This is a genomic window from Brachybacterium muris, assembly GCF_016907455.1.
Lineage (GTDB): Bacteria > Actinomycetota > Actinomycetes > Actinomycetales > Dermabacteraceae > Brachybacterium > Brachybacterium muris.
Map to the genome: position 1 here is coordinate 2,049,690 of NZ_JAFBCB010000001.1, position 20,660 is coordinate 2,070,349.

16 protein-coding genes, 1 tRNA gene and 1 pseudogene are annotated in these 20,660 nt (G+C 69.3%); 4 read left to right on the forward strand and 14 right to left on the reverse strand.

The genetic code is table 11. The features are described 5' to 3' along the window. Positions 1–89 precede the first annotated feature (89 nt). The 5 genes from rho to lysA form a co-directional block, all read right to left on the reverse strand. The gene (gene rho, locus JOD52_RS09470; RefSeq protein ID WP_204409652.1) at positions 90–2,144 is read right to left on the reverse strand and encodes a transcription termination factor Rho; all 2,055 of its coding nucleotides are present in this window, start codon (positions 2,142–2,144) and stop codon (positions 90–92) included. A gap of 321 nt (positions 2,145–2,465) precedes the next feature. Then, entirely contained in the window at positions 2,466–3,383 is a 918-nt protein-coding gene (gene thrB, locus JOD52_RS09475; RefSeq protein ID WP_204409654.1) for a homoserine kinase, read from the reverse strand. After that, positions 3,380–4,438: a threonine synthase gene (gene thrC, locus JOD52_RS09480; protein WP_204409656.1), complete on the reverse strand. Its 1,059-nt coding sequence runs from the start codon at positions 4,436–4,438 to the stop codon at positions 3,380–3,382. The genes thrB and thrC overlap by 4 nt, the downstream gene beginning before the upstream one ends. Before the next feature lie 4 nt (positions 4,439–4,442). Then, positions 4,443–5,825: a homoserine dehydrogenase gene (locus tag JOD52_RS09485; RefSeq protein WP_017823890.1), complete on the reverse strand. Its 1,383-nt coding sequence runs from the start codon at positions 5,823–5,825 to the stop codon at positions 4,443–4,445. Between the two features lie 143 nt (positions 5,826–5,968). Further along, positions 5,969–7,384, reverse strand: a complete 1,416-nt coding sequence (lysA, locus tag JOD52_RS09490) for a diaminopimelate decarboxylase (protein WP_204409658.1) — start codon at positions 7,382–7,384, stop codon at positions 5,969–5,971. A gap of 274 nt (positions 7,385–7,658) precedes the next feature. On the opposite strand from lysA, the gene JOD52_RS09495 reads away from it, so the two are divergent. Then, positions 7,659–9,938: a bifunctional alpha,alpha-trehalose-phosphate synthase (UDP-forming)/trehalose-phosphatase gene (locus JOD52_RS09495; protein WP_017823888.1), complete on the forward strand. Its 2,280-nt coding sequence runs from the start codon at positions 7,659–7,661 to the stop codon at positions 9,936–9,938. A gap of 296 nt (positions 9,939–10,234) precedes the next feature. Here JOD52_RS09495 and JOD52_RS09500 read toward each other — a convergent pair whose 3' ends face one another. The 4 genes from JOD52_RS09500 to JOD52_RS09515 form a co-directional block, all read right to left on the reverse strand. Beyond that, positions 10,235–10,981, reverse strand: coding sequence for an ATP-binding protein (locus JOD52_RS09500; RefSeq protein WP_338124028.1), 747 nt, complete (start codon positions 10,979–10,981; stop codon positions 10,235–10,237). Then, on the reverse strand, positions 10,978–12,540 hold the full coding sequence (gene istA / locus JOD52_RS09505; protein WP_204408388.1) for an IS21 family transposase: 1,563 nt from the start codon (positions 12,538–12,540) through the stop codon (positions 10,978–10,980). The genes JOD52_RS09500 and istA overlap by 4 nt, the downstream gene beginning before the upstream one ends. Before the next feature lie 101 nt (positions 12,541–12,641). Then, entirely contained in the window at positions 12,642–13,169 is a 528-nt protein-coding gene (locus tag JOD52_RS09510) for a transposase (protein WP_338124075.1), read from the reverse strand. Continuing rightward, complete coding sequence (locus tag JOD52_RS09515) at positions 13,129–14,220, reverse strand: hypothetical protein (protein WP_204409662.1); 1,092 nt, start codon at positions 14,218–14,220, stop codon at positions 13,129–13,131. The genes JOD52_RS09510 and JOD52_RS09515 overlap by 41 nt, the downstream gene beginning before the upstream one ends. Positions 14,221–14,548: 328 nt before the next feature. Here JOD52_RS09515 and JOD52_RS17020 point away from each other — a divergent pair. After that, positions 14,549–14,756, forward strand: a pseudogene (locus JOD52_RS17020) (integrase core domain-containing protein); the annotation flags it as partial. A 92-nt stretch (positions 14,757–14,848) separates the two neighbouring features. On the opposite strand, the gene JOD52_RS09525 reads toward JOD52_RS17020, so the two are convergent. The 5 genes from JOD52_RS09525 to JOD52_RS17485 all read right to left on the reverse strand — a co-directional run bounded on the left by JOD52_RS09525 (position 14,849) and on the right by JOD52_RS17485 (position 18,462). Further along, the gene (locus JOD52_RS09525; protein ID WP_204409666.1) at positions 14,849–15,082 is read right to left on the reverse strand and encodes a hypothetical protein; all 234 of its coding nucleotides are present in this window, start codon (positions 15,080–15,082) and stop codon (positions 14,849–14,851) included. A gap of 246 nt (positions 15,083–15,328) precedes the next feature. After that, the gene (locus tag JOD52_RS09530) at positions 15,329–16,177 is read right to left on the reverse strand and encodes a hypothetical protein (protein WP_204409667.1); all 849 of its coding nucleotides are present in this window, start codon (positions 16,175–16,177) and stop codon (positions 15,329–15,331) included. Positions 16,178–16,314: 137 nt separating this feature from the next. Next, a tRNA-Arg gene (locus tag JOD52_RS09535) sits at positions 16,315–16,390 on the reverse strand. Positions 16,391–16,528: 138 nt separating this feature from the next. After that, positions 16,529–17,581: a tRNA (adenosine(37)-N6)-threonylcarbamoyltransferase complex transferase subunit TsaD gene (tsaD, locus tag JOD52_RS09540; RefSeq protein WP_204409669.1), complete on the reverse strand. Its 1,053-nt coding sequence runs from the start codon at positions 17,579–17,581 to the stop codon at positions 16,529–16,531. Next, positions 17,578–18,462 (reverse strand): M23 family metallopeptidase, encoded by an 885-nt coding sequence (locus JOD52_RS17485; protein ID WP_275579098.1) that lies wholly within the window; start codon positions 18,460–18,462, stop codon positions 17,578–17,580. Before JOD52_RS17485 ends, tsaD begins: the two co-directional genes overlap by 4 nt. Positions 18,463–18,751: 289 nt before the next feature. On the opposite strand from JOD52_RS17485, the gene JOD52_RS09550 reads away from it, so the two are divergent. Beyond that, positions 18,752–19,528 carry a response regulator transcription factor gene (locus tag JOD52_RS09550; RefSeq protein ID WP_204409671.1) on the forward strand — a complete coding sequence of 259 codons (777 nt, stop codon included), beginning with the start codon at positions 18,752–18,754 and terminating at the stop codon, positions 19,526–19,528. Beyond that, complete coding sequence (locus JOD52_RS09555) at positions 19,525–20,649, forward strand: HAMP domain-containing sensor histidine kinase (protein ID WP_204409674.1); 1,125 nt, start codon at positions 19,525–19,527, stop codon at positions 20,647–20,649. Before JOD52_RS09550 ends, JOD52_RS09555 begins: the two co-directional genes overlap by 4 nt. Positions 20,650–20,660 lie beyond the last annotated feature (11 nt).

A 20,660-nucleotide genomic window follows, 5' to 3' on the forward strand; every position in this document is an offset into this window, starting at 1 on the left:
CACGACGACAGCGCCCGTGACAGCGGCACGCCGGTGCCGTCCCAGGTGGACGGCACCGGCGTGCGCCGATACTGCGGAGCGGACCGCTGTCAGTCGTTGGTGCGGGCACCCACGCTGGGGGTGTTCTTCTGCACCGTCATCAGGAACTCCGAGTTGGACTGGGTCTTCTTCACGCGCTCCAGGAGCAGCTCGAGGGCCTGCTGCTGCTCGAGGGAACCCAGCACGCGGCGCAGCTTCCACATGATCGCCAGCTCCTCCTTGCCCATCAGCTCCTCCTCGCGGCGGGTGCTGGACGCGTTGACGTCCACCGCCGGGAAGATGCGCTTGTCGGCGAGGTTGCGCGAGAGGCGCAGCTCCATGTTGCCGGTGCCCTTGAACTCCTCGAAGATGACCTCGTCCATCTTGGAGCCGGTCTCCACCAGTGCCGAGGCGAGGATGGTGAGCGAGCCGCCGTGCTCGATGTTGCGGGCGGCGCCGAAGAACCGCTTGGGCGGGTACAGTGCCGAGGCGTCCACACCACCGGAGAGGATGCGGCCGGAGGCGGGGGCGGCCAGGTTGTAGGCGCGGCCCAGGCGGGTGATGGAGTCCAGCAGCACCACCACGTCGCGGCCCATCTCCACCAGGCGCTTGGCGCGCTCGATGGCGAGCTCGGCGACGATGGTGTGGTCCGATGCGGGACGGTCGAAGGTGGAGGCGATGACCTCACCCTTGACCGTGCGCTGCATGTCGGTGACCTCCTCGGGCCGCTCGTCCACCAGCACCACCATCAGGTGCACCTCGGGGTTGTTGGTGGTGATGGCGTTGGCGATCTGCTGCATGATGATCGTCTTGCCGGCCTTGGGCGGGGAGACGATCAGGCCGCGCTGGCCCTTGCCGATGGGCGAGACCAGGTCGATCACCCGGGGCGAGAGGATGTGCGGGGCGGTCTCCAGGCGCAGGCGCTCGTCCGGGTACAGCGGGGTGAGCTTGCCGAAGTCCACCCGGGTGCGGGCCCGCTCGGGGGTCATCCCGTTGATGGTGTCCACCTGCACCAGGGCAGCGTACTTGCTCTGGTTCTGGTTGTTGCGACCGCGGCGGTTGCGGCCGGAGCCGCCGCCGTGGTGCTGCTGCTCGACCTGCGGCTCCTCGCCGTCGCGCGGGGCCTTGACCTGGCCGGTGAGCGCGTCGCCCTTGCGCAGGCCGTACTTGCGCACCTGGTTCATGCTCACGTACACGTCGCTGGGACCGGGGAGGTACCCGGTGGTGCGCACGTAGGCGTTGTTGTCGCGGATGTCGAGGATGCCGGCCACGTTCACCAGCTCGTCGCCCTCGCGGACGTCGTTCTCGTCCTGCTGGCGGCCCTGCTGGTTGCCGCGCTGCTGGTCCTGACCACCGTCGTCCTGGCCGCGACCGCGACGCTTGCGGTCGCGCGAGCGGTTGCGGTTGCGGGAGCGGCCACGACGGTCATCACCGTCGTCGCGGTTGTCGCGGTTGTCCTGGGACCCACGACGGTCGTCCTCGCCGGAGCGGTCCGGCAGCTCGATGTCCTCGATGCGGCGCGGGCGGCCCCGGTGCTGGTCCTCGCCACGCTGGTTGCGGTCCTCACGCTGGTTGCGGTCCTCGCGCTGGGAGCGGTCCTCACGCTGCTGATCGCGCCCGTCGCGCTGCTGACCACGACCGTCACGGTCGTTGCGGTCCTCGCGGTCCTCGCGGTCGTTGCGGTCCTCGCGCTGGGAACGGTCATCGCGCTGCTGGTCGCGGTCACCCCGCTGGCGGCCACGGCCACCACGATCCTGCTGATCACGGCCGGGCAGCTCCATGGCGAGCTCCGGATCGGTGCTGCCCTGCGGCGCGGCCCCGCTGGAAGCCGGATCGCCGGATGTCGACTCGCCGGAAGCCGAAACGCGGGTAGCCGAACCGCGGCGGGATGATTCACGCGGTGCGGACTGCTGCGTCGCAGCTGCCTCGGAGGCAGCACCCGCCGGGGCGTCCTGGCGGCCGGCAGCACCCGCCGGGGCGGCACCGGTGCGGATCGCCTCGATGAGCTCTCCCTTGCGCAGCTTGCGCACGTTCTTGATCCCGATGGAGGAGGCGATGGCCTGCAGTTCGGGCAGCTTCTTCGCCGCGAGATCGGCGTTGCCGTTGGAGGGGGTGGTGTCGTTCACCCGGATTCCTTCCTGTCGGACCGGTCGGGCCGGTCCCGGTGATGGGCTGTGTGCTCACGAGCGCCCGCGGTGAGATGTCGTCGCGGGAGCCGTGGCTCGTCCGAGCAGGGCGGGGTGCGGGGAGGCACCGGCGTTGCTCCTGCCGGGATGCTTCGGGTTGCGCCCCGTCGTGGCCGAGCCCGACCTGAACCGCCTGCGGAATCGCAGTACGGGGAGAAGGGTCGCCCTGGATCGCTGGCGGGGGGTCGTCACCTGAGGGACACCGGCGGAAGTGACCGCACGCGGTGCACCACACGGCTGAGATACCGCCTGGACGCAGGCTCAACCTACCACAGCACGACTGGGCACCCGGCGCAGCGGCACCTGCGCAATCCGCCAGGCAGCCGGGTCATCGACGATCCGACGCACCAGCGGTGCCACCTCGGCGCGATCGCCTGCCAGGACCATCACCGCTGGCCCAGCACCGGAGATGACGGCCGGTACGCCCTCCTGGCGCAGCACCCGCATCAGCTCGACGCTCTGCGGCATCCCCGGGGCCCGCTGCTCCTGGTGGAGGCGGTCCTCGGTGGCCTCCAGGAGCAGATCACGGTCCCCGGCAACCAGGGCATGCACCAGCAGCGCGCTGCGTGCAGCGTTGTGGACGGCGTCACCGTGCGGCACCTCCGCAGGCAGCAGCGAGCGCGCCACGTGGGTGGACAGGGTGATGCGAGGCAGCAGGATCAGCGGCCGCAGGACCCCGTCGGCCAAGCTCAGAGGTATCGAGCGCGACTGCTGCCCGCGCATCCAGGACAGCACCACCCCGCCCAGCAGCGCGGGGGCCGCGTTGTCGGGATGGCCCTCGAACTCACAGGCCAGCTGCAGCACGGTGTCGTCGTCCAGTGCGTCCGGTTCGGCCACCAGGCCGCGGGCAAGCAGCAGTCCGGCCACCGTGGCCGCGGCGCTGGACCCCATGCCCCGGCCGTGCGGGATGCGGTTGGTCGATCGTAGGCGCACTCCCACCTGCGGGGCCCCGGCGTGGTCGAGGCCGCGGCGCAGTGCCCGCACCACCAGGTGCTCCTCCCCGGTGGGCACCGAATCGGCGCCCTCCCCCCGGGCCAGGATCTCCACTCCCCCGGTGGTGGCCTCCAGCTCGAGGTCATCGCACAGGTCAAGCGCCAGGCCCAGGGCGTCGAAGCCCGGGCCCAGGTTCGCCGAGGTGGCGGGGACACGGACCGAGACGCGGGTGTGCGTGATCCTCACAGGCCGATGGCCTCCACCACCGCCGCCAGGTCCACGGGCAGCACTGTCGGCTCCAGGTCCCGGCGGGACAGCGCGGTCTCCGTGTCCTTGAGGCCGTTGCCGGTCACGGTCACGGCGATCGTGGCCCCGGCGGGCACCAGGCCGCGCTCGGCCTGTTGCAGCAGGCCCGCCACGCTCGCGGCGGAGGCGGGCTCCACGAAGACCCCCACCTCCTCGGCCAGACGCTGCTGGGCATCGAGGATCTGCTCGTCCGTGACCGCGTCGATCAGGCCCCCGGAGTCGTCCCGTGCGGCAACGGCCAGGTTCCAGGAGGCGGGGGCTCCGATGCGGATGGCCGTCGCCACCGTCTCGGGGTCGGTGATGGGGTGGCCGGCCACGAAGGGGGCGGCACCAGCTGCCTGGAAGCCCCACATGGCCGGGGTGGCCTCGGTGATGCCGGCCTCACGGTACTCGCGGTACCCCATCCAGTAGGCGGAGATGTTGCCGGCGTTGCCCACCGGCAGCACGTGGACGTCGGGCGCGCGGCCCAGGGCGTCGCACACCTCGAAGGCGGCCGTCTTCTGCCCCTGCAGGCGGAAGGGGTTCACGGAGTTGACCAGCTCCACGGGATGCTCGGCGTGCAGCTTCCGCGCGATCTCCAGGCAGTCGTCGAAGTTGCCGTCCACCTGGACCAGCTTCGCGCCGTGCACCACGGCCTGAGCGAGCTTGCCGGCGGCGATCTTGCCCTGGGGCAGCAGCACCACGCAGGTCATGCCTGCGCGCGCGGCGTACGCGGCGGCCGAGGCGCTGGTGTTGCCGGTGGAGGCGCACACCACGGTCGTGGCACCGTCGTTCAGGGCACGGGTCATGGCCGAGACCATGCCGCGGTCCTTGAAGGACCCGGTGGGGTTCTGCCCCTCCACCTTGATGTGCACCTCGGCACCGACGGCCTCGGACAGTGCGGGGGCGGGAACCAGGGGGGTCCCGCCCTCCCCGAGGGTCAGCAGGGTGTCCTGCGCGGTGAAGGGAAGATGGTCGCGGTACTCGGCGAGGACGCCCTGCCACTGGTGTGCCATCGGGTCATTCTCCTTCGATGCGCAGCACGGAATCCACGCCGAGCACGATGGACGTGGAGGAGAACACGTCCAGCACCGCGGTCATGGCGGATTCCAGGGCCCGGTGGGTGGTGATCCCGATGTGGGCGCTGCCGGTGCCGGCACCGTGGGCGGCACTCCCCTCGGCGGGCTCCAGGTCGTCCTCGAGCAGCTGCTGATGGATGGTGGAGATGGAGATGCCGTGCTTGGACAGGGTGCCGGCGATCTCGGCGAGCACGCCGGGGCGGTCCTGCACTCGCAGCGAGACGTAGAAGGCACTGCGCAGCTCCTCCAGGGGCACCAGCTCCAGGGCGGCGTAGTGGGACTCCCTCAGGCCCACTCCGCCGCGCAGTCGCTGGCGGGCGGCCGTGACCACGTCGCCCAGCACGGCCGAGGCGGTGGGGGCGCCACCGGCTCCCTGCCCGTAGAACATGAGGGAGCCGGCGGCATCAGCCTCGATGAACACGGCGTTGAACGCCTCGGAGACGGAGGCCAGGGGGTGGGTCGAGGGGATCAGCGCGGGGTAGACGCGGGCGGAGATCCGCTCGCCGCCCTCCCCGGGCACCCGCTCCACGATGGACAGCAGCTTGATGGTGCGACCCATCCGCTCGGCCGCGGCGATGTCCTGGTCCGACACGGAGGTGATGCCCTCGCAATGCACGTCGGCCAGGCGCACCCGCGAGTGGAAGGCGAGTGAGGCCAGGATCGAGGCCTTGGCGGCGGCGTCGTGGCCCTCCACGTCGGCGGTGGGATCGGCCTCGGCGTAGCCCAGCTGCTGGGCGGTGGCCAGGGCATCATCGAAGCTCGCCCCGGTGCGGGCCATCGCGTCGAGGATGTAGTTGGTGGTGCCGTTGACGATGCCCATCATCCGGTCGATGCGATCCCCGGCGAGCGACTCCCGCACCGGGCGCACCAGCGGGATGGCGCCGGCCACGGCGGCCTCGAAGGAGAGGTCCACGCCGTGGCGATCAGCGGCCTCGTACAGGGTGGCGCCGTCCTGGGCCAGCAGCGCCTTGTTGGCGGTGACCACGGCGGCCCCGTGCTCCATCGCCTCCAGGATGAGGGAGCGGGCAGGCTCGATGCCGCCCATCAGCTCGATCACCAGATCGGCCTGGCGCACCAGGGCGGAGGCGTCCTCGGTGAGCAGCGCAGGGTCCACGTGGACCCCGCGATCCCGTGCCAGGTCGCGCACGGCGACCCCGATCACCTCGAGGCGGCCACCGATGCGGTGGGCGAGGTCGTCGCCCTGCTTGGTGATCAGGCGCAGCACCTCGGTGCCGACGGTGCCGGCGCCGAGCACGGCCACCCGCAGCGTGGGCAGGCCCTCCCCGGAGGTGTCCTGGAGTCGTGCGGGGTGTTGGTTCGTCATCTGCGGCGGTCCTTCCACGCGGTCCGTCAGGGGTGCCAGGCGGCATCGGTACTGTATCCGAGCACCGAGCTCGCCTGAGTCGTCGTATGAACGTATGGGTCGGGCGGCCCGGCCGATGAGCCGGGTCGACCAGGTCGTGCGGCTCAGCCTGCGTCGAGAGCCAGCAGGTCGTCCTCGGTCTCCCGGCGCAGCAGCTGGCGGATCTCGCCGTCGCGCACGGAGACCACCGCCGGGCGGGGCACGTGGTTGTAGTTGGAGGAGAGCGAGTAGCAGTACGCGCCGGTGACGGGCACCGAGATCAGGTCGCCACGGCGCAGGTCGGCCGGCAGGTACTCGTCCTTGACCACGATGTCGCCGCTCTCGCAGTGCTTGCCCACCACGCGCACCACGGTGGGCTCCGCCTCCGAGACGCGACCGGCCAGCAGCACCGAGTAGTCGGCGTCGTACAGGGCGGTGCGGACGTTGTCGCTCATGCCGCCGTCCACGGACACGTAGACACGGTGGTGGGGCCCGCCCAGATGGACGTCCTTGATGGTGCCCACCGTGTACAGGGTCTGCGTGGAGGGCCCGGCGATCGCGCGACCGGGCTCGAAGGCCACCTGCGGCACCTCCAGGCCCAGCTCCCGGCACTCCTTGGCGACGATCTCGGCGATGCCGTCGGCCAGCACCTCGGGCGCTGCGGGGGTGTGCTGGGTGTTGTACATGACGCCGAAGCCGCCGCCCAGGTCCAGCGAGTCGATGGTGTGGCCCAGGTGCTCGCGCACCTCGGCCACCAGGCGCAGCACGCGACGGGCGGCGATCTCGAAGCCGCCCACGTCGAAGATCTGGGAGCCGATGTGGGAGTGCAGGCCCTCCAGGCGCAGTGTGGCGGGGCGCTCCAGCACCCGGCGCACCGCCTCCAGGGCGTCCCCGGCGGTCAGGGAGATGCCGAACTTCTGGTCCTCGTGGGCGGTCGCGATGAACTCGTGGGTGTGCGCTTCCACGCCGGTGGTGACGCGCAGCATCACCGAGGCGACCGCACCGAGCTGCTCGGCGATCTCGGAGACCCTCTCGATCTCCTCCAGCGAGTCCACCACCAGCCGCGCGACCCCGGCCTCGAGGGCGCGGCGGATCTCGACATCGGACTTGTTGTTGCCGTGCAGGGCGATCCGCTGGGCAGGGAACCCGGCTCGCAGCGCCACGGCCAGCTCACCGCCGGTGCACACGTCCAGGCCCAGCCCCTCCTGCTCCACCCAGCGGGCCACCTCGGTGCACAGGAACGCCTTGCCCGCGTAGAACACGTGCGCACCGCGGTACGGGGCGAAGGCCGCGGCGAAGGCGTCGCGGAAGCGTGAGGCCCGCGCCCGGAAGTCGGCCTCGTCCACCACCAGCACAGCAGTGCCCACCTCCTCGACGATCCTGCGCACGCTCACACCGCCCACCTCGAGCGCTCCGTCGGCGCCACGCATGGTGGTGCGGGACCACAGGCCGTCGATCAGGGCGTTGACGTCGGCGGGGTACGGCAGCCAGGTGGGCGCGGCGTCGTTGCCGTGGAGGGCTCCGGCTTCGTGGGCGCGCATGGTGGCTCCTTCGGGTGGGGACCGTGCGGGTCAGGGGGTCGTCGGAAGAGTGGTGCAGGCACCGTCCCGGTGTGCAGGCCGGTGGCCGGTCCGGGTCCTGGAGAACAATAGACGCGATGGTCCCGCGCCCGCTCGACCGTCCGTTCCGCGATCAGCAGGTGAGCATGCGCACTTGATAGCGTGGCGACACAGGACGCTCTCGCGCGGCGGGACATGGCGCGGCGCGTCCGCGTCATCGCGATGCACCACCGTCCAGCCTTCACCAGGAGTCCTCGTGCCCAGCACCGAGCCCCAGTCCGGATCCGGCCATGAGTTGGTCGTCGTCGCCAACCGTCTGCCCGTGGACGCCCGCACCCTGCCCGATGGTGCCACCGAGTGGGTGACCAGCCCCGGCGGTCTGGTCACGGCCATGGAATCGGTGATGCGCACCGTGGACTCCGGGGCCTGGGTGGGGTGGGCCGGCAGTCCGGGAGAGGCCCCTGAGCCCTTCGAGGCCGACGGCATGGCCCTGTACCCCGTCGCCCTAGAGAAGGACGATGTGGAGAAGTACTACGAGGGGTTCTCCAACGCCACCCTGTGGCCGCTGTACCACGACGTCATCGTGGACCCCGTGTTCCACCGCACCTGGTGGGACTCGTACGTGGCCACCAACCGCCGCTTCGCGAAGGCCGCCGCCCCGGTGGCCTCGCGCGGAGGAGTGGTGTGGGTGCACGACTACCAGCTGCAGCTGGTGCCGGAGATGATCCGCTCCGCCCGCCCCGATGTGCGGATCGGCTTCTTCAACCACATCCCCTTCCCCCCGGTGGAGCTGTTCTCCCAGCTGCCCAAGCGCAACCAGATCCTGCGTGGCCTGCTGGGCTCGGACGTGGTGGGCTTCCAGCGCGAGAGCGATGCGCTGAACTTCCTGGCCTCGGTGCGCAAGCTGCTGGGCTACCAGGTGGAGGGGCACGTGATCACCGTGCCTGGCATCGGTTCTGCACCGGCCCGCGAGGTGGTCGCCAAGACCTTCCCCATCTCGATCGACTCCAAGGCCGTCTCGGCCCTGACCGAGGAGCCGGACGTCATCGAGCGCACCGCCCAGCTGCGACGCGACCTCGGCAATCCCAAGAAGATCGTGCTGGGCGTGGACCGGCTGGACTACACCAAGGGCATCCGGCATCGCCTCAAGGCCTGGCAGGAGCTGCTCAACGACGGCAGCGTGGATCCCAGCGAGACGGTGATGATCCAGGTCGCCACCCCCTCCCGTGAGCGGGTCGAGGCCTACAAGCAGCTGCGGGACGAGGTCGAGCTGACGGTGGGCCGCATCAACGGCGACTTCGCCCCGATCGGCCGGCCTGCGGTGTCGTACCAGCACCGCTCCTTCGACCGCCGCGACATGACCGCCCTGTTCATGGCGGCCGACGTGGTGCTGGTGACCGCGCTGCGCGACGGCATGAACCTGGTGGCCAAGGAGTACGTGGCCTCCCGTCCGGACCTGCGCGGGGTGCTGGTGCTCAGTGAGTTCGCTGGCGCGGCCGATGAGCTGCGGGCCGCGGTCCTGGTGAACCCCCATGACATCGACGGCCTGAAGTCCGCCACCCTGCGCGCCCTGGCGATGCCGGAGGAGGACCAGGAGGAGGCGATGCGGTCCCTGCGCCGTCAGGTGATGGACCACGACGTGCAGGCCTGGGCGCACTCCTTCCTCGAGGAGCTGGAGCAGGCCGGTCAGCCGCAGGACTCCGGCCCGGCCCTGATCCGCCTGAGCGGTGACACGCCCACCGCGCCGGAGGAGCTGGACGCGGCGCTGGCTGCGTTCGCACGCACCCCGCGGATCCTGGTGGCCACGGACTTCGACGGGGTCATCGCCCCGATCGTCTCCGACCGTGATGCCGTCCAGCCCGACCAGGCGGCCCTGAGTGCGCTGCGGGACCTCTCCGAACTGCCCGCGACATCGGTGGCGCTGGTGTCCGGCCGTGCACTGGGCGACCTGGACCACCACACCCGCATGCCGGGGTCGGTGGTCCTGGTGGGCAGTCACGGCGCCGAGGTGGGCGCCCTTCCCCCGTGGATGCATGCGGAGGTGCTGGACAGCGGCGCGCTGGCGATGACCCCGGAGAAGGAGCAGCTGCTGGCGTCCGTGACGCGCACGCTGCGCCACATCGCCGCGGAGAACCCTGGCGCCGAGGTGGAGACCAAGCCCGCCGCCGCCGTGCTGCACACCCGCAACGCGCGGGGCCGCGGCTCGATCAATGCCACCGAGGCCGCACTGGCCTACGCCCGGTCGCTGCCGGACGTGGTGGTGACCCCCGGCAAGGAGGTGGTGGAGTTCTCCGTGATCCACACCTCCAAGGGCGTGGCGATGGACGCGCTGACCCGCGCCAGCGCGGCCGATGCCTGGCTGTACGTGGGCGACGACGTGACCGACGAGTCGGTGTTCGCCGAGCTCGGTGAGAACGACCTGGCCGTCAAGGTGGGCGGCGGGGACACCTCCGCGAACCTGCGCATCGAGGGTCCGGAAGCCGCCTCCGCCCTGTTCACCCGGCTCCTGGAGCTGCGCCGCGAGCAGCAGCGCTGAGGGCGGGCCACGGCGCCCGCTTCCCGGACCGGCCCCGGCGCCCGCTTCCCCATCGAGCCGTTGATTTTGGGGCTTATCCGCGCGGATAAGCCCCAAAATCTACGACTCGGTTGTGGCAAAGCTCGGCTGTGGCAAAGACTGAGCCGCGACATCGTCTCCCAACGATGTCTGCGCGGCGGCGATTGAGTATTCGTAGTCGTGGGAGCCACCGAATCTTGCTCTTGGGGACCGCCGATCGTGCCGACGGGGGCCAGTAGCCGCCGCGGTGGGGACCACTGGCTCCCGCCGGCATCGGGTCACTGGGGCAGTGCGGTGTGTTCTCGCATGTTCCTGTCGCCGGTGTCGATCCAGATTGTGTTGTGCACGATGCGGTCCATGATCGCATCGGCGTGGACTGCTCCACCGAGCCGGGCGTGCCAGTCCTTCTTCGGGTACTGGGTGCAGAACACGGTCGAGCCGGTGTCATAGCGGCGCTCGAGCAGTTCCAGCAGCATCGAACGCATTCCCTCGTCAGGATGGTCCAGCAGCCACTCGTCGATCACCAGCAGCGAGAACGTGGAGTACTTCCGCAGGAACTTCGTCTGGCCCTGCGGCTTGTCCTTTGCCAGGGCCCAGGCCTCTTCGAGGTCGGGCATTCGGATGTAGTGGGCTCGGAGCCGGTGCTGGCAGGCCTGCTTCGCCAGCGCGCAGCCGAGGTAGGACTTCCCTGAGCCGGTGAAGCCCTGGAAGACCACGTTCTGTTGCCGCTGGATGAAGGAGCAGGTTGCCAGTTGCGCGATCACGTTCCGGTTCAGTCCCCGTTCCTCGACCAGATCCAGCCGCCGCAGGTCCGCTCCGGGATAACGCAGCCCCGCCCGGCGGATCAGACCCTCGACCTTTCCATGATTGAAGATGGAATGCGCCTCGTCCACGATCAGCTGGAGCCGTTCCTGGAACGACATCCCCAGCACGTGAGCCTCATCCTGGGCATCGATCGCGTCCAGCAGCGCGGTCGCGCCCATCTCGCGCAGCTTCCGCTTCGTGTCGTTATCGATCACGCTCACCGGACACCTCCGGCGTAGTAGTCGGCGCCACGGACGTATCCGCCGTCTTCCGCGGGTTCCTCGCGGGGTGGACGCAGGGCGGCGACCTTGTCCTGCCCGGTGGCCAAGATCGGGTGCAGATGCGCATAGCGCGGTGAACGGACCCGTCCCGTCAGCGCGAGTGCGCAGGCCGCCTCGACCCGATCTACGGAGAAGCGGCGAGAGAGCCGTAGCACCGCCAACGCGGGATCCAGGCCCTGTTCCACGATCGGCACGGACTCGAAGATCCGCTGGATCACGATCACCGTGGCCGGCCCGACCCGATCTGCCCACGCCCGCACCCTCTGCGCGTCCCAGGCCTGGAAACGCTCGCCCGCAGGTAGGTCCGCGTCGTTGGTGCGGTACTCATTGCTCGCGGTCTCCGGGAGCAGCAGGTGACTGGTCAGTCGCTGGCTGCCCTGATAGATCTCCAGCGTCCGGGCCGTGATGCGCAGATCGACCTTCGCGCCGATGTGCGCGAACGGCGCGGAGTAGAAGTTCCGCGCGAACGTGACGTGCCCGTTCCTGCCCACTCGTCGTCCGTAGTGCCATGTCGAGATCTCGTAGGGCACCGCCGGCAGCGGCGTCAGCAGCGGCCGCTCCTCCGCGTCGAACACGCTGGCGCGGGATCCGGGCCGCTTCTGGAACGGCTCCGCGTTATAGGCCTCCATCCGCTGCCCGATGGCGGCTGCAAGTTCGGGCAGGGACGTGAATCGCTGATCCCGCAGCCCGGCGATGACCCAGGTCGCGACGTGCGCGACGGTGTTCTCCACGCTCGCCTTGTCTTTCGGTTTCCGCACCCTCCCCGGGAGCACCGCCGCCGAGTAATGCGCTGCCATCTCGCGATACGCATCGTTCAGGACGATCTCGCCCTCGCGGGGGTGCTTCACCACACCGGTCTTGAGGTTGTCCGGAACGATCCTCGGGACCGTCCCGCCCAGCGCCTCGAACATCGCTACGTGCGCTCGCAGCCAGGACTCCTGGCGCATATCCAGCGCCGGGAAGCAGAACGCGTAACGAGAAAAAGGCAGGCAGGCAACGAACAAGAACACCTTCGAGACCTCGCCGGTGACCGGATCGGCCAGCTCCATCGTGGGGCCGGACCAGTCGACCTCCACGCTCTGGCCGGCCTTGTGACCGACTCTCGAAGCGGCACCGGTGACCATGACGTGGTGCTGGTAGGTGCGGCAAAACCGGTCATACCCCATCGCCGGATCCCCAGCCGCCGTGGTCGCGTCGAAGTACTCGCCGTGCAACAGCTTCAGCGTCACGCCGACCCTGGCCATCTCTCGATGGACCTGTTCCCAGTCCGGCTGTGCGAACACGCTCTCGTGCTCGCCCCGGCCCGGGAACAACCGGGCATACACCTGCTCATCGGCGACGTCCGCGATATCGCCCCACCCGATCCCTGCAGCGTCAGCGGCCTCGAACACCGCCCTCACGGACTTGCGGGACATGCCCTGCGAGGACGAAATCGCTCGCCCCGACAGACCTTCTGCGCGCAGCTGGAGCACCAGCTTCGCCCTGATCTTCCGTACCATTCCAGATTGCTCCTTCCGCCGCGTGCCCTATACACACGGCGGAAGGAGCGTAGACAGAGCGGCCCCAACGACACCACTGGTGGTCCCGAACGACGCCACCGCTACGGCAGCGACGTGGCACCCGAACCCTCGATCAGCGGACCCCAGCGAGGCGAATATTCAGCGATCTCGTTGGTCGGATCCTCGGCGGCGAGGGCGGCGTTGAACCGGGCCTTTTGCTTGACGGTGAGGTGCTCGTAGCCGGTGAGCAGCAGTTGCCGGCTGGCCCAGACTTTGTCGGTGGCGGTGCCGCGGCGGCCGTGCAGTTGCCGGGTGATCCGTTGACGGACCTGGGTGACCATGAGGTTGGCGAGGGCGACGAGATGCCACTTGTCGACTGCGATCCGCGCGTCCGGCAGGGCGGTGCGGATCCCGGATCGACAGGTACAACAGTGCCCGCCCGCACACCCGCCTCGGCAACGCCCCACCCGCCGAGTACGAGGCAGCGCACTGCGCTGAGCCCACCAAGTCATCGCGACCGGCAATGACACCTGCATAGACGTGGCATCAACGCGTAGATGTTTCAGTTTCTTCTGTGCTGGGGCTGTGTCAGGTGCTGGACCGGGTGTAGGCAGCGGCGCGCACCACATCTTCGTCCTCCAGTCCAGCTCCTAGTGCTCCGCCCACGGTGGCCAGGCTGGCGGTGAGCCAGCTGATCTTCGCGTAGTCCAAAGCGTTCACTGGGTGACCGGCGACATCGGCCAGTACCTGCTCGTCGATGAGCAGCAGCGCGCCGACCCAGGACAGGATGAATAAGACGAGGTAGAACACCACAACCCCGATGGCCACGGTCGCGGTGGTGGCCAAATTGAACAGGATCACCTGCTCACGTTGGGCTCGCCGCCGTGGGCGCTCCCACAAGCCGGCTCCCAGGATCAGGGTGGCACTCACCGCCCCGATCGCCATCACCGCCAGCAGGACCAGGCGCACCGGCCCGTAGTCCATGCCCAGTACCCATAGGTCCGAGGCCACCAATGTCAGCATGCCGGTGGCCGCTGCCACGACCATCGCCCGGGAGAGCCGGGCCACGAAGGCCCAAGGCTGGTTGGCGCGGATCATGCCCAGCAGCAACCGCACGTTGCCGCTCAGCACTCGGGCCGTGAACTGCACGACGTTGTCGCCCGGGCGTTCGTCGAGATCGGTGGACAGCTGGTGGGCTCTTCGAGCAAGATCCCGCTGGGCGTTGAGGTCTTCGGCGTCGTAGCCCAGGAGCTGCCCGACCACGTGCACGGTGGTCTCTTGCACCTTCTGCCGCACGTGCACGGCTCCCAGGGCTGGGACGGAGACCAGTCCCACCCCGTGCACGGGGCTGAGCTGGGTGAGCACCGGACGTCGGCCGGTCTTCAGGGGGATCTCGGTGAGCACCACGGCCAAATCCCAGTTCTCCTCCAGCACGCGGTTTCGGGCCGCCTCCAGCAGGTCCAAGGTCTCGGTGGGCGGATCGACCAGCCGGTCTTCGGCCATCTTCAGTTGCCAGCGCACTCCCGGATACCGCTGCACCAAAATCTCGCGCACCGAGGTGGTGACCTCGGGGCCGAGCGCCGCACTCAGGGATGGTGAGACCACCAGGCCGATGAGCAGCTCGGCATCGGAAAGGGGTTCGGCAGGATCGGCAGTGGATCGGCAACGCTCAGCAGTCATCGCTCCATGATGAGGCAACCACGGGCCGGATTACCACTGGCTCGATGGAGCCCCCAAGGTTTCGTGCAGCACCGCAGGCCGGATTCGGTGGTCGCCTCGATCCCGGAAAGAGCGGTGCTGCTCACTGCGAAATCCTCTCCCCGCCGACGCCGCCAGCGCGAAGACATCACAGCCAGCGGGCCCGGGACCTGCCGGTGTCGAGGACGGCTTCTCGATGATGCTGCAGTGACGGATCGGTTGAAGTGCTTCGGCGGTGTGGGAGCAGTGATCAGCGTGGGGCCGGTCGATTCCGTTCGGACAGGTGATGCATCGACTGATTGAACCCAAGCAATACACTTCAATCACCTACACGAGTCGTCTTGTAGAAGCCGAGATTGAGGCGTCTGTCGGATCGACTGGCGATTCATATGATAACGCAGCAGCTGAAGCGCTGACGAAGCTTTTCAAGAAGGAGGTGGTGTGGAGAAACGGGCCATGGTCAGGTCGTGATTCTGTCGAATACGCGGTGATGGAATGGGTTCATTGGTACAACAACTCGCGGATTCATTCCCGATGCAGTGACATGGCCCCGATGGCGTTCGAGGCGCTGCACTACACTCGGTCCCGCCGGCCTGTTGAGGCTCGCGTACTAGAACCAGCTCTCTAGCAAACCCGGGGCGATCCAGTCGGAGGCAGGCAAGTCCTTGACTCGAACCAGTGGCCGCTCCTTGATCCTTGAGGTGAGCACCCCGCACTCGGGGCAGGCGCCCTCCGGGTCGATGACCTCGATGACGACACGCACCGTGTCGGCATCGATTCGTTCGAGCTGCAGGACGGTGAACTCGTCCTCCAGCCCGAGCAGCACTGACGTACCCTCGTTCATGCTCGTGGCCTCGCTGTTGTCGCGTTGTGAGAGACCAACAGCATGTCGGGGCCACGAGCCCCATCAACTACCGGGCACCCCGCTCAAGCGCGAAGAGCCCCTTACCTTGTTGTAGATTCTCGCCTTCGAGAATCCTCGTCGGTAGCGCGATATCTAAGTAGCCGTCTACTAGAGGTTTGCGCGCAAGTAACTAGATCCTTCACGAGCCCAGCGGTTCTGTCTACCGAAGCGCACCCCGTGGGCCCTTCAGCCCTCCTCGAGCCGACGCAGGATGTTTGACAGCAGGATCACGGCATCCGCGGTGATCCCGGTCGTGGCCCGGTCGGCCTTCGGTGAGTGCTTCATCTTGTGGGCGAGTGCCGACGCCTTCTTGGTCAGCCCGCGTAGCTCCTCGTTGGACCTGCCGGGCAGGCGGTGGTCGATGTACGCGCCGATGCGGATGTCCGTCTTGTCGACGGGAGGCTCTGAGTGTCCAGGTGGGCAGTGGACTGCAGGCTCGTAGACGTGGGCGCTGAGAGCCTCGAGGACGCCGACGCAACGGTTGCCCACGTCCTTGTAGTCCATGACCGTGGAAGCCGATCGGAAGCGCTGTCGGAGCTGTGCGATGTGGTCGTCTACGTCAGACCAGCCCAGGTCTCTGTGCGGTGAGATCCCCTCGGTCAGCTCGCCGATGAACTGCTGCTCGTCGGCCTCGTCGAGCTGGTCTTGCACGGGACGGAACCACTTCTCCAGGATGTCCCGACGGGCCTGCCAGCTGCCGTATGCACCCTCGGAGAGCCAGTGGCTCTTGAAGGAGGAGAAATCGCGCCACGGAGGCTTGAACTCGATCCCTTGCCGCTGGAGGACGAGACGGAGCGTCCTGAGAGCCGCTCTCGCTTCCTCCTCGGAGATACGTAGGCATGCCGGCTCGGTGCCGAATGCCTCGAACTCTTCCCTCACGAACCGCGTGAGCGACAGGGCTGTCTCGAGAGGCTTGGGGTCAGGGGCCGTGCCCTGTGCCAGTTGGGTCAGCAGCTCAGCGTTGAGCTCGGTCTCTTGTGAGTCCCAGGGGTTCCCCGTGTCGGGCGACTCCTGGAAGAAGTCGTCGATGCGCATGAGTCCATCATCGCTTGGACAACCCACAACCGGGCGGCGACGCGTCACGTATTGCGTACCTCAGTGCGTACCTGTCCGCTCTATCCAAGCATGAAGAAGGCCCCTGATCGGCGTTTCCGCTGACCAGGGGCCTTATCTGGTGCCCGCGACAGGATTCGAACCTACGACCTTCTGCTCCGGAGGCAGACGCTCTATCCACTGAGCTACGCGGGCGCGGCCACGGAGTCCGTGACCAACCCCGGCAGTCTAGCAACGTCACCCGGGGCAGTGCTCGTCCCCGCCCCGGCCCGGGACAGGGGTGAGGCAGAGGTCACGCTCGCGCGGCAACCGGGTGCGAGATGCCGGCGTGCCTCAGCGGGGCAGGGGCAGCTGGGCGCCGTGCAGCACGGCAGAGGGGTCCGCCGCGATCCCGAGGCCGCTGGCATCGGCGCCGGAGCGGACCAGGAGGTCGCCGACGGCGGCGATCATCGCACCGTTGTCGGTGCACAGGCGCGGTGGCGGGATGCGCAGCTCGATGCCCTCGCGCTCGCAGCGCTCGGCGGCCACCGCACGCAGGCGGGCATTGGCGGCCACGCCGCCCACGATCACCAGGGTGTCCAGTCCGCGGTCCTTGACGGCTTTCACGGACTTCGCGACCAGGACGTCCACCACGGCCTGCTCGAAGGAGGCGGCAATGTCGGCCACCGGCACCGGGTCGCCGGCGCGCTCGATGGTCTCCACCGTGCGGGCGACCGCCGTTTTCAGGCCGGAGAAGGAGAAGGTGTAGGCGGGGTCGCCGCTGCGCATCATCGCCCGGGGGAAGGCGAACGCCTTCGGGTCCCCATCCACAGCGGCCCGGGAGATCACCGGCCCACCCGGGTAGCCCAGCCCCAGCAAGCGGGCCACCTTGTCGAACGCTTCGCCTGCGGCGTCGTCGAGCGTGTCGCCCAGGTGCTCGATGGGGTCGCGCACCAGGTCACCGATCGCCAGGACGGAGGTGTGTCCACCGGAGACGATCAGCACGATGCTGCGCTCGGGAAGCGGGCCGTGCTCGAGGGTGTCGGCGGCCGCGTGGCCGGCAAGGTGGTGCACCCCGTACAGGGGGACGTCCAGTGCCCAGGCCACGGACTTCGCTGCGGCCAGGCCCACGTGCACGGCGGTTGCCAGGCCCGGTCCGGAGGTGGCGGCCACATGGGTGATGTCGCCCAGCTCCACGCCGGCGTCCTTCAGGGCGATCTGCAGGGTGGGGACGGCCGCGTCGAGATGGGCCCGCGCAGCGATCTCGGGAACCACTCCCCCGAACTCGGCGTGCTGGGAGGCGCTGGAGGCGAGTCCCTGTCCCAGCAGGGTCCCCTCGGAGACGAGGCCGAAGCCGGTCTCGTCGCAGGAAGACTCGACGCCGAGGACGACGGGCGTGCGGGTCACCGCAGCAGCGACATCGGGTTGGAGTAGTTCCCTGCCTCGTCCATCTTGGCGAAGTGGAGGTGGCAGCCGGTGGAGCGACCGGTGGAGCCGACGTAGCCGACGACCTCGCCGGCCTCGACGGTGGCGCCCACGGAGGTGCCGTAGCTCTGCAGGTGGTAGTAGCCGGTCACGACGCCGTTGCCGTGGTCGACCTTGACCCGCTTGCCGGAGGCGCCGTTGTACTCCACCGCGATGACGGTGCCGGACTGCACGGAGTGCACCGGGGTGCCGCAACTGGCGCCGAAGTCCACACCGTCGTGCAACTTGCTGTAGCCCAGCACGGGGTGGGTGCGGTAGCCGTAGCTGGAGGTGATGGGGCCGCCCACGGGGCGCACGTAGCCACCGGAGTTCTGGGGCAGGGGCTGGCCGGACTCGTCGATCGCGGCGGGCTCGGGCTCCGGCTCCGGCACCGAGACCTTGATCCCGGTGGTGGCGGCGGACTCGGCCACGTCGGACTCGTCCTCGACCGGTGCGGCGGGCTCGCCCTTGGGGGCCTCTGCGCCCGCAGGTGAGGTGCGCTCCTGATCGCGGCTGGCGGCGTCACCCTCGGCGCGCACCTCGGTGACCTCCGACGCGGGCAGCGGGGCCTCGGCGACAGGGAGGGCCACGGGCTCGACGGGGGCCTCGGCGACGGGTGCCGGGGCGGGCTGCGGTGCGGTGGCGGCGTCCTCGACGTCGGCGGCCATGGCGGCCAGCGGCGCGGCGATGGTGGCGGTGGCGAGAGCGCCGAGCACCCCGGCCTTCACGACACCCGTGCGGACGGCGGAATCACGGTGGGTACCGGCACCCGAGCGGGCACTCATGAGGGCACGGCCGTCAGCGCGATGGTTCGCCACTGTCATTTACCTGCTTCCGAATCGACGATCTTGTCCTGCCTGTCCGTGCGCGACGCCGGACATGGGAAGGACGCGTCGCCGAACAACCTCGACCAGGCTACGTCCGGGTAGCGAGGACGTCCGAGCAGGTCAACCGTCCCATTGCCAAACCTTTGCCCACAGGGCGGCGAGTGGGAGAAGTCTTGACGCAGCCCCTGGTCGACTTGGCAGGAGCCCGGTCCAAGCACGCTTCGCATGGGGGCGCCGGTCACATCGGAGGGCACCTGGACAGGATCCCGGTCGCTACAGTGGCGCCATGTCGACGCCAGATGCCCAGGGCCGCACCACCGCTCCCGTGCGCGTGGTGGTGATCGAGGACGAGCCGACCATCACCCGCGCGATCGCCGATCGCCTCACCGCGGAGGGCTGGGACGTCTCCACGGCGCTCGACGGCCCCACCGGGGTGCGGACCGTCGCCGAGGTGCGACCGGACGTGGTGGTGCTGGACGTGATGCTGCCGGGCTTCGACGGGCTCGAGGTGTGCCGCCGCATCCAGGCCGACGAGCCCGTCCCCGTCCTCATGCTCACCGCCCGCGACGACGAGACCGACATGCTGGTGGGTCTCGGTGTCGGCGCCGACGACTACATGACCAAGCCCTTCTCCATGCGGGAACTGGTGGCCCGGCTGAAGGCCCTGCTGCGCAGGGTCCGTCGGGCGGCGGCACCCGCACCGAGCAGCGAGGCGCAGACGGCGCTGGAGCTCGGGGACCTGATGATCGACCGGGCGGGCCGTCGCGTGACCCGGGCAGGCGTCCCCGCCCATCTCACCCCCACCGAGTTCGACCTGCTGCTGTGCCTGGCCACCACGCCGGGCACGGTGCTCACCCGTGAGCAGCTGCTCGCCGACGTGTGGGACTGGGTGGATGCCACCGGTACCCGCACCGTGGACTCCCATGTGAAGGCGCTGCGCCGGAAGCTGGGGGCCGACCTGGTGCGCACCGTCCACGGCGTCGGGTACGCGCTGGAGCTGCCGGGCTCCGCCGAAGGCGAGGACGCCGCGGACGGCGCCGACGAGGGTGCTGCGCAGGCATGAGCCCGCGCCGCGTGCCCGAAAGGCTCGATGTGCGCCCCCTGGACAGCTTCCGCTCGTTCAAGGTGAAGCTCGGGGTACTGGTGGTCGCCGTGGTGAGCGTCTCCACGCTTCTGACCTGGGTGGGGCTGCGCGCCGGCCTCGAGCCGATCCTGGCGATCCCGCTGGTGGTGCTAATCGCGCTGGTGTTCACCCAGCTCCTCGCCCGAGGGATGACCTCGCCGCTGCGTGAGATGACCGGCGCCGCGCGAGCGATGGCCCGCGGGGATTACACCCAGCGGATCCGCACCACCAGCCGTGACGAGGTGGGCCAGCTCGCCGACGCCTTCTCCACGATGGCCTCGGAGCTCGAGCAGACCGACCGGATGCGCAAGGACCTCGTGGCCAACGTGTCCCACGAGCTGCGCACACCGGTGGCCGGGCTGAGGGCACAGCTGGAGAACATCGTCGACGGTGTCACCGAGCCCGACCCGGCGGCGCTGTCGGTGGCCCTGGCGGAGACGGAGCGCCTCTCCCAGCTGGTGGATCATCTGCTGGACCTGTCCCGGATCGATGCAGGCGCCATCGAGCTGGACCTCGAGGAGATCGAGCTGACGCCCTTCCTCCACGAGGTGGTGGACGGCGCGGCCCTGGCACCGGGAGCACGAGGGGTGCGATGGGTGATCGACGTGGAGCCTCCGGGTCTGACCACGCGGGCCGATGCAGCGAGGCTGCACCAGACGATCGCGAACCTCCTGGACAACGCCACCCGCCACTCCCCTCCCGGCGGACGGGTCCACGTCAGTGCTGCCCGTACCGCAACGGACGACGGAGTGCGGATCGATGTGCACGACGAAGGGCCGGGCATCGCCCGGGAGGACCGCGACCTGGTGTTCGAGCGGTTCCAGCGCGGCGGAGGGTCGGACACGTCCGGTGGGACGGGCCTGGGACTCGCGATCGCCCGCTGGGCCGTGGGCCTGCACGGGGGGCGCATCGAAGTGATCGACGATCCCCGTGACGAACTCGCCCTGGAGGGGCGATCCTCACTGATCCGGGTCACCCTCCCTGATGCGGGGCCCCGCCCGGGGACCCGGACGGGTGCCCTGGACGTGGTCCGCACGGACCGCTCCGACCTGGGATACTGACAGGGCGACAC